We start from the raw sequence: 13,735 nt of genomic DNA, 5'->3' as shown, positions 1-13,735 counted from the left end.
ACATCATGGGCTGGACACGAGACCAGATGGCCGCCATTGCGGCTGAAGAATTGAACGACGGCGACTACGTCAACCTCGGCATCGGCATCCCCACGTTGGTGGCCAACAACCTGCGCGACGGCGTGCGGGTGGTTCTCCAGAGCGAGAACGGGTTGCTCGGCATGGGCCCGTTCCCTTATGAGGGCGAGGAGGACGCGGATCTGATCAATGCCGGCAAGCAGACCGTCACCATCACGTCGGGTGGAAGTATCTTCGATTCCGCTACGTCCTTCGGCATGATCCGCGGCGGCCATGTGAAGGTGGCGATCCTGGGTGCCATGCAGGTGTCCGGCCGCGGGGACCTCGCCAATTGGACCATCCCGGGAAAGATGGTCAAGGGTATGGGCGGCGCCATGGATTTGGTGGCCGGGACACCGCGGGTCGTGGTCCTCACCGAGCACAACGCCAAGGACGGCTCGGCCAAGATCGTCACGGAATGCACGCTGCCGCTCACCGGGCTGAAGTGCGTTGACCGGATCATCACAGACCTCGCCGTCTTCGACATCGTGCCGGACGCTGAAACGTTTGGTCCGGACGCAGAAAAGCACGACGGCGGCACCCGCCTCCTGCTGACCCGCCTCGCCCCGGGCGTCACGGTGGAAGAGGTCCGCACCAAGACAGAGGCGGAGTTTACGGTGGCGATCAGCACCGACGCTCCGGACCCTGCAGAAACAAACACTTTCGAAGGAGCCAACGCATGAGCCTGAAAGACCAGTTCGGCAAAGACATCCTGCTCACCGGGTGGGGCCACAGCAAATTCGGCAAGCTGACGGATCACACCCTCGAATCACTGATTGTCCAAGTGGCCGGTGAAGCAATCCGCAATTCCGGGGTTGAGCCCAAGGACATCGACGAGGTCTATCTCGGCCAGTTCAACTCAGGCATGCAGCCGCTGGGGTTCACGTCGTCGCTTGCACTGCAGCTCTCTGCAGACCTGGCCAATGTCCCTGCAACGCGCACGGAGAACGCGTGCGCCTCCGGTTCTGCAGCGTTCCAGCAAGGCGTGAAGGCTGTGCTCGCCGGAACCGCCCGCAATGTCTTGGTGATCGGCGCGGAAAAGATGACCGACGCCGGAGCAGACGTTGTGGGGGCTGCCTTGCTTGGTGCCTCGTACGAAATGGCGGGCAAGGCGTCCACCACAGGGTTCACGGGGTTGTTCGCGGAGGTGGCGAAGCATTACGGGAAGCGCTACGGCACGGGCATAGACGCAGCCAACTACCCCGGAGGCCTCGGCGATGTCCTCGGTTCCATTGCAGCCAAGAACCACCACAACGGCATGGACAATCCCTACGCCCAGATGCACCGGGACTTTGGCGAGGAATTCTGCCGGACTATCTCGGACAAGAACCCCATGGTCGCGGACCCCTTGCGCCGTACGGACTGTTCGCCGGTCTCGGACGGTGCGGCCGCCGTCGTGATTTCAACGTCGGCTACCGGCGGCGCAACCGCACCTGTGCGCCTGGCCGGATTCGGTCACGCGAATGACTTCTTCCCGGCGGAGAAGCGTGATCCCACCGAGTTCGCCGCTACCCGCGCATCGTGGGAGCGTGCCTTGGGCATGGCGGGCGTGGGCATCGACGGACTGGACTTCGCCGAAGTCCACGACTGCTTCACCATCGCCGAGCTCATCATGTACGAAGCGATGGGCCTGACTCCCCGCGGAGAGGGTTCGCGCGCCGTCCAAGAGGGCTGGGTATACAAGGACGGCAAACTTCCCGTGAACGTATCCGGCGGCCTGAAGGCCAAGGGGCATCCTGTGGGCGCAACGGGAGTGTCCCAGCATGTGATTGCGGCCATGCAGCTCACCGGGACCGCGGGAGACATGCAGCTTCCCAATGCCCGGCGAGGCGCGGTCCAGAACATGGGCGGCGTGGGCATCGCCAACTACGTCAGCGTGCTCGAGGCGGTCTAACCCACCCAACTAAGTCGCAGCAGTGCGCGTTTTGAGGCGTCTAAACGCGCACAACTGCGACTCAGTTGGGTTAGCGGTTCCGAATCAGCGCCGCGATCTCCGTGAACCCGAGCCGCTCTGCGTTCTGCAGGGCGGTTCGGCCTTGGGGGTCACGGATATCCGGATCGGCTCCCGCGGCCAGCAGCTGCCGGACCACGTCCTGCTGGTTCTGCCCGCCGTTGTTGAGCAGGATGGCCTCCTGCATGGCCGTCCAGCCCAGGTTGTTCACGTGGTTCACTGGCACGCCCGCGGCGATCAGGATGCGAACGGTGTCCGTATGCCCGTGCTCGCTGGCGGGGATCAGGGCCGTGCCACCGTATCTGTTGATGCTGGCGACGTCGGCCCCTGCCGCCAATGTCAGTTGGAGCACCTCATTGAAGCCCTCCGCACCCGCGTAGAGGAACGCGGAGTCCTGGATGTCATCCTTGGCGTTGACGTCGCCACCTGCCGCGATCAGTTCCCGCACCCGCACGGGATCGTTGGCTTTTGCGGCGAGGATCAGGAGCCGGTCGGTTTCCAGTTGGTCCTCCGGGGACAGTCTCGTTGGGGACGGGGACGACGACGGGTCCGGACTGGCGCTCGACGCCACAGCTGGGGTGGAGGCTGCTTGAGTCGGCGAACCCGGTCCGCAGCCAGCCACGAGTCCGGCGATTAGCAGCGCCGACCCCGCAGCCACGCCGCGCACCTTCCACAAGCTCATGGCTTCGAGGCTACTTTGCATCTACGCCCAGGGCTTCGGCAGCAGCAGTCGCGCATGCCTCGTCCAAGGCGCCGTCGGGAGCGCCACCGACGCCGATGCCAGCCACGGATACGCCGTTGACCTTCAACGGGACGCCGCCAGGCAGGAAAAGCGTGCCGGGAAGGTCCGCGATGGACGGGCCGGTGCCGTTGATGCGCTTGGCGAGCTCGCTTGTGGGGGCACCAAAGGCAGCCGCAGTGTAAGCCTTCTGCTTGGCGGCCTCGATGGTGTGCTCGGCGGCGTTGTCACCGCGGAGGAGGGCCTGGACGGTGCCGAACCGATCCACCAGGGCCACGGTCACGAACGGAAGCTTGTCTGCCTGGCACTTGGCAAGCGCGGTATTGACGGCCTTGCTGGAAGCACCCACTGTGATCCGGTTCTGGGCCACCACATTCTCAGGAGCCGGTTGCACTTCGGCAGTCACCGGCGCTGCGGGAACGTTAACAGGCGCGGCACCAGGGGCCACGGCATTGGCTACTGCGGTAACCCCGCCGGTAAGCAACAGCGCTCCAGCAGCGGCGGCGGCAATCATCTTGTTGGACTTCTTCATGGAGTTCTCCTCGTGGCAAGCAGTGGCAATTTCGGGTACATATCCATGCTTCCGGGGGCAGCCCCGAGGACGCATCGGCCGTGCGCCGGTTCCAAGCTCAGCCTTTCCGCCAGCTGTATCAGCCAAAAGGTGGAGAGACCAGCAACCACGCGGGATCTAGCATGGAAAGAGCGCCTACCACGGACAGAAACGGAAACAGGAACCACCCAATGCCAGCAGCCCCTCAACGGCCGGATCCCAGCAGCCGGATCGATACCCGCATCGATGCGGTGGTGCACCTGGGCTTTGCCGTGCTGATGGTCGCCTCTGCTGTCCGTTACGTCATGCGCCACTCCCCCGCGGACAACTTGTGGACCGTGGCCTTGGCGGTGGCCGTGTGTGCTCTGTACGTCGTGACAGCGTTGCTGGCCCAACACGGCCAGCTCACCCAACACCGCAATCCCATGCAGAGCCGACCAAGCCAAAACCGCGAGCAGTGGATGTTTGCCCTGGTAGCGGCCTGGGCGGCTCTGGTGATCGCTGCGCCCAGCTTCGCGTGGTGCTCCTTCGCCATTTTCTTCCTCAGCCGCACCGCGTTCCGAGGGTGGGCCGCGTATCTGGCCGGCGGCGCGACGGCGGCGGCCACCGCAGTCGGGCTTTTCCGTATGAGCGGATGGACGGACGTCGCCATGCTGCTCGGACCGCTCGCTGCCGGCGCCCTGCTCACGTTGATTTACGACAAGATCGAGCGCGACGCCGCCCTCCAGCGAAAGCTCTTCGAAGATGTAACCCAAGCCCAGGAACAGCTGGCGGCGAGTGAACGGACAGCAGGAATCGCGGCGGAACGCGAGCGTGTTTCACGTGAAATCCACGACACCATCACCCAAGGCCTCGCGAGCGGCTTGCTCCTCCTCGAGGCAGCCCAACGTTCCTGGCCCGATCCTGCGGCGCAGCAGGACGTCAGCAAAGCAGCCAGCCTCCTCCGCGGAAATCTCGCCGAAACCCGGAGCCTGGTGCACGAGCTCTCGGCGCCTGGCCTGGAAACCGCGCCCCTTCACGAGGCCTTGGAACGCGCCGCCCGGAAGTATCTGGACCACGTCCACGTGCAGGTCACCGGCGAGACCCGTCCCATCCCGTCCGAGGTTCGGCACGCCCTGCTCCGCGTGACCCAGAGCGCCGTAGCCAACATCAAACTTCATGCCCACGCGGACAACGCCAGCGTGACACTTGGGTACTTGCCGGACGCGATCACCCTTGACGTGTTCGACGACGGCCGCGGCTTTGATCCCGGAGCGGTACCTCCGCCGTCGGAAACGGGAGGATACGGTCTGCGCGCCATGCGGCAACGCATTGAGCAGCTGGGCGGAGAATTGTCCGTGGAGAGCACTCCGGGCGAAGGTACGATCATCGCGGCCCAGCTGCCGCTGCCAGCTCTGCCCGAAGCTACGTCGCCCTCATATCCATCGAAGGAGTCCCTGTGACCACCATTTCCGTACTCCTTGTGGACGATCACACGGTGGTCCGGAGCGGGCTGAAGGCGTTGTTGGGCACTCAGGCCGATATCGTCGTCGTCGGCGAAGCGGCGTCCGGGGAGGAAGCGTTGGAAGCGGCACAACAGCACTCACCGGCAGTGGTTCTCATGGACCTCGCCATGGGTGCAGGAATGGACGGCATCGAGGCCATCAAACAGTTGCGGCAGCGCAATCCCAAGCAGGCCGTGATCGTTTTCACCACTTACGATTCAGACGCCGACATCGTCCGTGCCGTCGATGCCGGCGCCATGGGGTACCTGCTCAAGGACGCCGCACCGGAAGAGATTTTCGCAGCTGTGAGAGGCGCGGTGCAGGGCAAAAGCGTGATGAGCGCGCCGGTTGCGTCCCGGCTTTTCCAACAGCTGCGGAACCCGGACGAAATCCTTACACCCCGGGAGGCGGAGCTCCTGAGCCTCCTGACGGAGGGCCTCAGCAACCGCGATCTGGGCAAACGCCTCTTCATTTCGGAAGCAACAGTCAAAACCCATCTGGCCCATATCTATGCCAAGCTCGGCGTGGAGACGCGGGCGGCGGCCATCGCAACCGCGATCCGTCGCGAGGGCATGCGGTAGGCCAGCCGCGCCTGGCGATTCAGGGCTCATTGCTATATATCCTCAGCCCGCATTCCGTTAAGCTGGCACTATGTCCGACGCTTCGGAACGCAAGATGTTTAAACATTCCGGAACTGCCCTCCTGTTCCGCGGAATCCTTGCCGTGCTCTTTGGTCTTTTAGTCGCATCTTTGCCCGTCGCTACGGTTTTCGGGCTGGTTTTCGTCTTCGGCGTCTTCGCACTCGTTGACGGCCTCACCAACGTGGCCCACTACTTCTATGACCCTTCACGCCATTCCGGCTGGACGATGGTGGGAGGCTTCATCTCCATTGCCGCCGGTTTGGTGGCGCTCGCGTGGCCGGGAATCACGGCTGCAGCACTTGGCATCCTGATCGGGCTCTGGGCCTTGGTCCTCGGGCTTTCCGAGATCGTCTTCGCGTTTGCTGCAAGGAACTCCGTCAATGGTTGGGGAGTCTGGTTGCTGACCGGTCTTGTGACTGCGGTTTTTGGCCTCTTTGTCCTGGTCAATCCCGGCTTTGGGTTCCTGGGTGTTGTGGGTTTGCTGGCAGCCTTCTCCGTTGTTGCCGGGCTGCTGCTGATCGTCTGCGGCGTCAAGATGCGCAGGGGCGCATCGTCTTCCTTCATGTACGCCCACTAATACTTGCCTCAACACGGACGTCACGCCCAGCAATCCTTCATGAGGGGATGCGCTTGGCGCCAAGTTCGGTAAGTTAGTGGCTGTGAAGATAGCTACCTGGAATGTGAACTCCCTCCGTGCCCGTGCCGACCGCGTGGAAGCGTGGCTTGAGCGCAGTGACTGTGATGTCCTGGCCATCCAGGAGACCAAGTGCAAGGACGATAACTTCCCGTGGGAGCTCTTTGAGCGCATGGGCTACGAGGTTGCGCACTTCGGCGTGAACCAGTGGAACGGCGTCGCCATTGCGTCCCGCGTTGGGCTGGAGGACGTAGAACGCACCTTCCTGGACCAGCCGATGTTCGGTAAGGCCGGCAAGGACCCCGCGCAGGAAGCCCGCGCTATCGCCGCCACCTGCGGCGGCATCCGCATCTGGAGCCTCTATGTTCCAAATGGCCGCTCGCTGGACGACGAACACATGCCGTACAAGATCAAGTGGCTTGATGTCCTTCAAGGCAACGCCGCGGAGTGGCTAAAGTCCGAGCCCACCGCCCAGGTGGCGCTCATGGGCGACTGGAACATTGCTCCCTTCGATGACGACGTCTGGGACATCGAGCTGTTCCGCAACAACAACTTCACGCACGTCAGCGAACCCGAGCGCGCCGCTTTCCACGCCTTCGAAGCTGCCGGTTACACCGACGTCGTTCGACCCTACACACCCGGCCCTGGCGTCTATACCTACTGGGACTACACGCAGCTGCGCTTCCCCAAGAAGGAAGGCATGCGCATCGACTTCTGCCTGGCTTCCCCCGCCCTTGCGGCCCGGGTCACCGGTGCCTCCATCGACCGCGAAGAGCGTAAGGGCAAGGGCGCTTCAGACCACGCTCCCGTGATCGTGGAGCTTGCAGACTAATCACCGCTGATGGACGAAAGGGGCCGGCTGGAGATGACTGGAAACCTGTATAGGGGCCAGGCAGGACTGCCGTTCTCTTCGTCCCTGCGCGTTTACGAGCCCCTTGAGGCGTTTCCGCCTGAGCAGCAGCGCCAACTCGTGGCGGACAGCAGCAAGATACGTTCCCGGGCCGCCGTCGAAAATGCGGAGCTCCAGGCCTCACTGGGCCGCATCACCCGGACCGGCGGGGACCCGTTCCCCACCGGCCGGACTGATTTGGTGCGAATGACGCGTGTCCCTGGCGGGCGGCACACCGCGGCGGACGGTGCCACAGACGCGACCACTGGCGCGTCGGCCCAGGATAAGGACACCCCCGACGCCGGACGGCTGCTTTACTGCCCCAGCCAGCTGGTGATTCGGGCAGGGTTGGCAGCGAATGCCCTCATGGATGGTGTCCACAGCCCGCTGGCCGATCTGCTGATTCCGGTATCGCAGCGGGACAAGCATCAAGCCAGGATCGATCGCATCAATGCCGGGGAAGAAGCCAAGCGTGTTCACACCCGGGCCTCCACCTGGGGTATCCCCTTCAGTTGGTTCTCGCTTTTCGCTGAGTCCGACCGCAAGGATGTGGTGGAGTCGGATGGGCACATCCTCACTGTCCGCGTGTGGACGCCGTTGACGGAGGCCCTGGACAGGGCGCGCTTTGCCGTAGCCCACCTGGCCTTGGCAGCCCCGGACCTGGACATGCTGGACGATCTCACGCAGCTCACCGAGTGGCTGGAGTTGTTCCATGTCCAGTCCATGGTGGAGCTGGATTACGGGGCCGTGGCGGACAAGGTGTACCCGGACGAATCCCCCATGGATGTGCGCCTCGGAATCGAATGCCTGGCCGAGGGTGATATGACGGGCGCGGCCGCAGCTTATCGCCGACTGGCCTCGCGCTGGATCCCCATCCGGCAGTTGGCGCGGGCCTCGTAGGCTGTCATCACCGGCATGGTGGTGCTGTTGTCTCCCGGACAATCAGCTTGTGCGGTGCTACCTCCGAATGCACGGCACCGGCAATGCCATCGAGTTCGTCCAAAAGCATCTTGGTGCCCAGTTCGGCTTGGTCGTCCGGCCGCTGACCCACCGTTGTCAGGCCCAATGCCTCGGAGAAGTCGTGATCATCGATTCCGATGACTGAGAGGTCCTCTGGCACGCGAACGCCGTGACGCGTGGCTTCGAAGATGACCCCCATGGCCATCTCATCGGAGGAACAGAAAATGGCCGTAGGCTTTCGGCCGGGCTGGTTCCAGAGCCGGTTGAATGCCTGCTGCCCGCTGGCAACCGTGAAGTCACCCCATTCGTCCCATTCGGGACGGACTTCCAAGCCGGCATCGGTCATGACGTCCTGGAAGGCGCGGATCCGGACGCGGGGAACGTCGAAGTTCAGGTCTGTCTCGTCGTCGCCATGGAGCAAGGCAATGTCCTTGTGTCCCAGGTCCAGCAGGTGCCGCACGGCGGTGGTCGCGGCGTCGTAATCGTTGATGCCGATGTAGGCGCAATCCTCAACGTGTCCGCCAACCACCACCAGCGGAATGTCGATCTTGTGGAGGTGTTCCAGCTCGTCCTCGCTGAGTGCCATACACAGCACCAGCAGCGCGTCGATCTGTTTGTAAACCATGGTGGAGCTAAAGAGCCGCTCGCGGTTGCTGCCATGGCCACCGAGGTTGAACAGGGAGAGGTTGTACTTGCGTGAGTGCAGTTCCCTGTCCGCGCCTTCGATTGCTTTGGAGAAGAACCAACGGCTGACGAAGGGCGCCAGGACCCCGATGGTGCGCGTGCGACCAGTGGCCAGTCCCGAAGCCGACGACGACGCAACGTAGCCCAGTGACGCCGCGACTTCCAGGATCTTTTCACGCGTTGCTGGCGAAACCCGAGGCAATCCCCTGACGGCCCTGGAGACGGTGGCCGTGGACACTCCTGCTGCTGCTGCGACGTCCTCGATGCTGACGCCTGTATGACCACCGCGCTGGGACCTACCCGTTGTTCGTGTCACAGGCCCCCCTCTCCGGCTGCCTTCACTTCGCCGTTTTCTGTCCCACGGCGAAGAATCAGTCTATTTTGTGCAGGCCTTGGTTACGCAGCGGAGTCGTCCGCTGCGTAACCAACGCTGCAATTGTCTAGCCCTTGAGACCGCCGGACAGCAGGCCTCGGACGAAGTACCGCTGCAGGCCGAAGAACACCAGAAGCGGGATGATGATCGAGACGAAGGCCGCAGCCGGGTTCAAGTAGTCCCTGGCACCGCGCGTACCGGAAATCTCGGCCAGACGCTGGGTAATAGGCGCTACATCGGCCGTTCCGCCGGAGAACACCAGGGCAACCAGCAGATCGTTCCAGACCCACAGGAACTGGAAGATCGCCAGCGAAGCCAGGGCCGGAACGGAAAGCGGCAGGATGATCCGCCAGAAAATGGTGCTGTGTCCCGCACCGTCCACCCTCGCCGCCTCGATAACTTCACCAGGGATCTCGGAGATGAAGTTGTGGAGGAGGAAAATACCCAGGGGAAGGCCGAACATGGTGTGGGCGATCCACAGCTGCGCATACGAACCCGCCGGCAAATGCAGGGTTTGCGTAAAGAGTTGCAGGAGCGGAATCAGTGCCATCTGGAGCGGGATGATCTGGAGGGCAAAAACGAAAATGAAGAGTGCGTCCCGGCCCTTGAACTTGCCCCAGGCGAAAACATAGGCGGCCATCGACGCCAGCACCAGCACAAAGATGGTGACTGGAATGACGATCGCCACGGAGTTGATGAAGTACTGGGAAAGGTTGGCAGACTGAGAGCCCGCCGGGGTAAGAACGTCCGTGTAGTTCTTGAAGGTGAAGTCCCAGTCAACGAATGCATTCCACCAGCCGTTTGAGCGGGGGCCCACTTGCTTCGGCGCGGGACGGAACGAGGTGACAAAGAGGCCAAAAGTCGGGATAGACCATACGACGGCGATGATGATCGCTGCCGCTGTTGCCCACTTGGAAGTGAGCTTGGTCTTGACCCGGCGCATGATCGGCTGGGCGTCCTCCGTGGGATCGGATCCAGGACGCTGCCGGGTTGTGGCCTTGGAGGCCTCTTTCGGGGCTGGCGTGGCTGTCAATGGATCTCCCTTTGCTTGCGAAGGACTCGAGCGTTGTACACGACGATGGGCAGCACCATGAGGAACAGGATCAGGGCCAACGCTGCACCTCGTCCTGGCTCACCGGCACGGAAGGCCTGCGTATACATTTCATTGGCCACTACCGATGTGTCGTAGTTTCCGGCGGTCATGGTTCGGACAATGTCGAAGACCTTCAGCGTTGCGATCGTGATTGTCGTCAGGACCACCACCAAGGCCCCGCGGATGCCCGGGACCGTGACGTTGCGGAACTGCTGCCAGGCGTTGGCCCCATCCAAACGGGCTGCCTCGATGAGTTCCACCGGGACACCCTTGATGGCCGCGGAGAGAATCACCATGGCAAAACCGGTTTGGATCCAGACCATGACGATGATCAGGAACACCGTGTTTTCCGGGGCGTCCAGGAGGAACTGCTTGGGGTTCATTCCCAGCGCGTCACGGATAAAGTTGATGACACCCGTCTGTTCAATACCGGGGCCGCGGTAGTCGTACACGAGCTTCCAGATGATACCGGCGCCTACAAAGGAGATGGCCATCGGCATAAAGACCAAGGACTTCAGCACCCGCTCGCCGCGGGCCTTATCGATGAAGACCGCGTAGGCCAGCCCGAATCCCGTTGACAACAGGGGAACCAGGATAGTCCAGATGACCGTGTTCCGCAGCGTGGTCAAAGCTTCAGGCTGCGTAAACATCCAAACAAAGTTGTCGAATCCGTTGCCTTGGCCGCTGGCGTCCGTGAAAGCCAACATTGATGTTCGGACCGCGGGATAGACAAGGCCCACCAGCATCAGGATTCCAGCCGGAGCCAGGAATCCTGCCACCGTAACTTTGTCCTTGACTGATTTCGGTGCCCTATCCACCACCAGCATGAGGATGCCGATGATAGCGGCAAAGATCGCCAGGGCGATCACTACTTGAAGGAGCTTTCCTCCGATAAATTCCATACCCAACCTCCGGGGCGTGAGTGAATCACTAAGTTCCGGGAAAAACGCTGCCTCCCCGGCTGGGCAAACCAGCCAGGGGAGGCAGCGCTTTCGGAGTTAGCCCTTGGGCCAGCTGGACTCGATGCTGTCAGTTACCTGCTGGGCGGAGCTGCCGTTGATCCAAGCAACGATGCCCTTCCAGAACGAGTTGGAACCCACGGCGCTCGGCATCAGGTCCGAACCGTCAAACCGGAAGACGGTCTTGGGATCCTGAAGGAGCTTGATGGACTGCTTATCCAGGGCCGACTGTGCATTGTTCGGGTCAAGGCCCTTGTTTGCACTGATGGCCCCGCCGAGCTTCACACGGTTGTTGGCGAAGTCCGCGCTAGCCATGAATGCCAGGTATGCCTGGACTTCAGGGGTGTCCTTGTAAGCGGCAACCGACTCGCCACCACCGGTGATGGCTGTGCCCTTGGATTCATCCACCGGAGGTGTCATGAATGCCCAGACGTCGCCGTCCTCAGCCACGTTGGTACCAGCAGGCCAGTTGGCCGCCTGGAACGATGCCTGGTGGTGCATGGCGCACTGTCCGTCCAGAACCGGCTGACCAGCCTGGGCAAAGGCGGTGCTCAGGATCGACCGGGGGTCACCAAAGCCGCCGTTGACATAATCCGGGTTGAGCAGGATGTCGCCAACCTTATTGAAGGAGTTGACGATCTTGGGGTCATTGAACGGAATCTGGTGTGTGATCCACTGGTCATAGACTTCCGGGCCTTCGGCACGCAGGACAACGTCCTCGATCCAGTCAGTACCCGGCCAACCCGTGGCTTCGCCCGATTCAAATCCCGCACACCATGGCTTCATGGTCTTGTCGTCGGCGATCTTCTTGGTCAGGTCCATCATTTCGTCCCACGTCTTGGGGACCTGCCAACCCTTGTCCTTGAAGGTCTTGGGCGAGTACCAGACGTATCCCTTGACGTTCGCAAGCATCGGGGCGGCGTAGAAGGTGCCGTCCACCGTGCCGTACTTCTTCCAGTCTGCGGACCAGTTCTTGTCCACAAGATCGGACACAGCCTTGGGAGCGGGCTTCAGGTAGCCGGCTTTGGCCTGCGTGGCCAGAAGACCGGGCTGCGGGAAGATCGCGACGTCAGGGGCTGTACCGGACTGGGCCCGGACACCGATCTGTGTCTCGAACTCCTTGCTGCCCTCGTACTTGACGGTAATGCCCGTGCACTTTTCGAACTGTGCCCAGGATTCCTCGAGGTTCGTCGCTTCGACGTCGACGATGGTGGAGTACACGGAGACTGTCTTGCCGTCGTGCTTGCCGTAGGTATCGTATGCGGAACAGTCGTCCGACGCGGTGCTTCCCCCGCCGCCGCCGCTGTTTCCGCTACATGCGGACATGGTAAGTGCCAGAACGCCGGCCGCTGCGACCGGGAGCAGGTACTTGGTTTTTTTCATGCTGAAGACTCCTCGCTGAGTACAAGAAAATCGTGGCGCAATTGATGTGGTGGCCCTCACACTAGTCATGATCGGGGCAGGAATGCAAGCGCTTACACCTAATGTAACCGCAACGATACAAAGTAACCTTTGCATCGCACTGGATGGACTAGGCTGAGTCGGAACCACCCGCCGTCGACGTCTCGGATCCGCAGCTTTCATCAGCCGCGACCGGTCCAGTAGGCACGTCATGAGATTTGGTTGCCCAGTATTGCCTATGCAACAGTGGGAAGTGTGGATGAACTTGAAGCACTCCAGACTATCGGCCGCCTGATCAAAGAAGAACGGCTGGCCCAGGGGTTGAGCCAAGTGCAGTTGGCCAAGCAGGCTGGAACGGCAATCAAGACCGTACGGACGCTGGAATCCGGCACGCGGCGCACCCAGGAAATCAATCAGCGCAAGCTCGAGCACGCCCTGGGGTGGCGCGCTGGATCAATGTCTGAAGTTCTCAAGGGAAAATCCAGCTTCGCTCCAGACCAAATCACCCCGGACGACATGCGGAGCAGCGGCGAGCCACGCCAGTACCCGGGGCCTCACGTCACAGTGCCGGCAGCCCCTATAGCCCGGGCCTCGCATCTTTCAGACGAGGAACTGCTCGCCGAACTGACGTACCGGATGATGCACCGCAACAGGGGCTAGCTGGTTGCTGACAGTTGCTGCCGGCGCACCATCTCGTTGATCCAGACAGGCGCGAACGGAGAGGTGCAGTTGGGCGGAGTTGGGTAATCCTTCAGCACCTCCAGGCGCTCACCAATACTCAATGCGCGGGCGCGATGCTCCGGATGTTCGATGCCGATCTGGGCAAGACAGGTGTTCATCGCCCACTGGAGGCGGTCCGGGGCTTCCCTCATCCCGGCCTCGATAGTGTCCAGCAGCCCGGTGAGGTCCAGGCCGGCCGGGTCCTTGACGACACGCTCTGATGTCAGCGCCCAACCGGCACTCGCCACCAAGGGATCCTTGTCCGCAAACCAGGCGACCCGCAGCTCTTCGGCGTGCGGATTTTTCTTGACCACGTAGTTCACCAGCCAGTCATGGACTTTGGGGGTTCGGGCCTCGCGCAGCATGGTGTCAAGATCGTCGGATCCATAGGACTTAGGCCGGCAGATCAGCAGCGCCAGCAGCTTCGCCGCGGTGTCATCCGTCTCCCAAAGCTCGCGTGAAAGTTCCGGCTGTATCTTCAACCGCTTGGCAATCGCGCGCAACTTACTGAGGTTCACACCGTGATCGTCACCGTGTTTTTCGTTCACCTCGCGCGACCTCGGGTCTTCCAAGGCGGTCAACTCGGCCATCACTCCAGCC

General features: G+C 62.1%; 15 protein-coding genes. 8 read left to right on the top strand and 7 right to left on the bottom strand.

The annotated features are described in order from the left end of the window. The first annotated feature begins 5 nt into the window (after positions 1-5). Together LDN90_RS01990 and LDN90_RS01985 are read left to right on the top strand one after the other, a co-directional pair. Positions 6-740, top strand: a complete 735-nt coding sequence (locus LDN90_RS01990) for a CoA transferase subunit B (RefSeq protein WP_223947713.1) — start codon at positions 6-8, stop codon at positions 738-740. Beyond that, on the top strand, positions 737-1,951 hold the full coding sequence (locus LDN90_RS01985; protein WP_223947712.1) for an acetyl-CoA acetyltransferase: 1,215 nt from the start codon (positions 737-739) through the stop codon (positions 1,949-1,951). Before LDN90_RS01990 ends, LDN90_RS01985 begins: the two co-directional genes overlap by 4 nt. Positions 1,952-2,021: 70 nt before the next feature. Here the strand turns inward: LDN90_RS01985 and LDN90_RS01980 are convergent, their stop codons facing one another. Continuing rightward, positions 2,022-2,690, bottom strand: coding sequence for an ankyrin repeat domain-containing protein (locus tag LDN90_RS01980; RefSeq protein ID WP_223947711.1), 669 nt, complete (start codon positions 2,688-2,690; stop codon positions 2,022-2,024). Positions 2,691-2,700: 10 nt separating this feature from the next. Next, a complete protein-coding gene (locus tag LDN90_RS01975) occupies positions 2,701-3,279 on the bottom strand; it encodes a heme-binding protein (RefSeq protein WP_223947710.1) in 579 nt (192 codons plus the stop codon). Positions 3,280-3,488: 209 nt separating this feature from the next. Here LDN90_RS01975 and LDN90_RS01970 point away from each other — a divergent pair, with 209 nt between their 5' ends. From LDN90_RS01970 to LDN90_RS01950, 5 genes are all read left to right on the top strand, one after another. Then, the gene (locus LDN90_RS01970) at positions 3,489-4,739 is read left to right on the top strand and encodes a sensor histidine kinase (protein ID WP_223947709.1); all 1,251 of its coding nucleotides are present in this window, start codon (positions 3,489-3,491) and stop codon (positions 4,737-4,739) included. Further along, positions 4,736-5,362 carry a response regulator transcription factor gene (locus tag LDN90_RS01965; protein WP_223947708.1) on the top strand — a complete coding sequence of 209 codons (627 nt, stop codon included), beginning with the start codon at positions 4,736-4,738 and terminating at the stop codon, positions 5,360-5,362. Before LDN90_RS01970 ends, LDN90_RS01965 begins: the two co-directional genes overlap by 4 nt. Positions 5,363-5,432: 70 nt before the next feature. Further along, positions 5,433-5,999 carry a DUF308 domain-containing protein gene (locus LDN90_RS01960; RefSeq protein WP_216922279.1) on the top strand — a complete coding sequence of 189 codons (567 nt, stop codon included), beginning with the start codon at positions 5,433-5,435 and terminating at the stop codon, positions 5,997-5,999. A gap of 82 nt (positions 6,000-6,081) precedes the next feature. Continuing rightward, complete coding sequence (locus LDN90_RS01955) at positions 6,082-6,888, top strand: exodeoxyribonuclease III (RefSeq protein ID WP_216922281.1); 807 nt, start codon at positions 6,082-6,084, stop codon at positions 6,886-6,888. Between the two features lie 33 nt (positions 6,889-6,921). Next, positions 6,922-7,845, top strand: a complete 924-nt coding sequence (locus LDN90_RS01950) for a hypothetical protein (RefSeq protein ID WP_223947707.1) — start codon at positions 6,922-6,924, stop codon at positions 7,843-7,845. Positions 7,846-7,852: 7 nt separating this feature from the next. Here LDN90_RS01950 and LDN90_RS01945 read toward each other — a convergent pair whose 3' ends face one another. The 4 genes from LDN90_RS01945 to LDN90_RS01930 all read right to left on the bottom strand — a co-directional run bounded on the left by LDN90_RS01945 (position 7,853) and on the right by LDN90_RS01930 (position 12,397). After that, positions 7,853-8,905, bottom strand: coding sequence for a LacI family DNA-binding transcriptional regulator (locus tag LDN90_RS01945; protein WP_223947706.1), 1,053 nt, complete (start codon positions 8,903-8,905; stop codon positions 7,853-7,855). Positions 8,906-9,029: 124 nt separating this feature from the next. Next, entirely contained in the window at positions 9,030-9,995 is a 966-nt protein-coding gene (locus LDN90_RS01940) for a carbohydrate ABC transporter permease (RefSeq protein ID WP_216922287.1), read from the bottom strand. Continuing rightward, positions 9,992-10,957: a sugar ABC transporter permease gene (locus tag LDN90_RS01935; protein ID WP_216922289.1), complete on the bottom strand. Its 966-nt coding sequence runs from the start codon at positions 10,955-10,957 to the stop codon at positions 9,992-9,994. The genes LDN90_RS01940 and LDN90_RS01935 overlap by 4 nt, the downstream gene beginning before the upstream one ends. Positions 10,958-11,053: 96 nt before the next feature. Beyond that, entirely contained in the window at positions 11,054-12,397 is a 1,344-nt protein-coding gene (locus LDN90_RS01930; RefSeq protein ID WP_216922291.1) for an extracellular solute-binding protein, read from the bottom strand. A 273-nt stretch (positions 12,398-12,670) separates the two neighbouring features. Between LDN90_RS01930 and LDN90_RS01925 the strand changes: the two genes are divergently transcribed. Beyond that, positions 12,671-13,075 carry a helix-turn-helix transcriptional regulator gene (locus LDN90_RS01925; protein ID WP_223947705.1) on the top strand — a complete coding sequence of 135 codons (405 nt, stop codon included), beginning with the start codon at positions 12,671-12,673 and terminating at the stop codon, positions 13,073-13,075. Here the strand turns inward: LDN90_RS01925 and LDN90_RS01920 are convergent. Then, positions 13,072-13,725 (bottom strand): DNA alkylation repair protein, encoded by a 654-nt coding sequence (locus LDN90_RS01920; protein WP_223947704.1) that lies wholly within the window; start codon positions 13,723-13,725, stop codon positions 13,072-13,074. The genes LDN90_RS01925 and LDN90_RS01920 overlap by 4 nt on opposite strands. Between the last annotated feature and the right edge of the window lie 10 nt (positions 13,726-13,735).

Origin of the sequence: Arthrobacter sp. NtRootA1 (assembly GCF_019976975.1) — a bacterium.
Taxonomy (GTDB): domain Bacteria; phylum Actinomycetota; class Actinomycetes; order Actinomycetales; family Micrococcaceae; genus Arthrobacter; species Arthrobacter aromaticivorans.
Note: the sequence above shows the minus strand (reverse complement) of the source record. Positions and strands in the feature narration are given on the sequence as shown.

Coding starts and splice junctions, on each gene's coding strand:
- LDN90_RS01990 (WP_223947713.1), top strand. CDS start 6: ATGGGCTGGACACGAGACCAGATGGCCGCCATTGCGGCTGAAGAATTG.
- LDN90_RS01985 (WP_223947712.1), top strand. CDS start 737: ATGAGCCTGAAAGACCAGTTCGGCAAAGACATCCTGCTCACCGGGTGG.
- LDN90_RS01980 (WP_223947711.1), bottom strand. CDS start 2,690: ATGAGCTTGTGGAAGGTGCGCGGCGTGGCTGCGGGGTCGGCGCTGCTA.
- LDN90_RS01975 (WP_223947710.1), bottom strand. CDS start 3,279: ATGAAGAAGTCCAACAAGATGATTGCCGCCGCCGCTGCTGGAGCGCTG.
- LDN90_RS01970 (WP_223947709.1), top strand. CDS start 3,489: ATGCCAGCAGCCCCTCAACGGCCGGATCCCAGCAGCCGGATCGATACC.
- LDN90_RS01960 (WP_216922279.1), top strand. CDS start 5,433: ATGTCCGACGCTTCGGAACGCAAGATGTTTAAACATTCCGGAACTGCC.
- LDN90_RS01950 (WP_223947707.1), top strand. CDS start 6,922: ATGACTGGAAACCTGTATAGGGGCCAGGCAGGACTGCCGTTCTCTTCG.
- LDN90_RS01935 (WP_216922289.1), bottom strand. CDS start 10,957: ATGGAATTTATCGGAGGAAAGCTCCTTCAAGTAGTGATCGCCCTGGCG.
- LDN90_RS01930 (WP_216922291.1), bottom strand. CDS start 12,397: ATGAAAAAAACCAAGTACCTGCTCCCGGTCGCAGCGGCCGGCGTTCTG.
- LDN90_RS01920 (WP_223947704.1), bottom strand. CDS start 13,725: ATGGCCGAGTTGACCGCCTTGGAAGACCCGAGGTCGCGCGAGGTGAAC.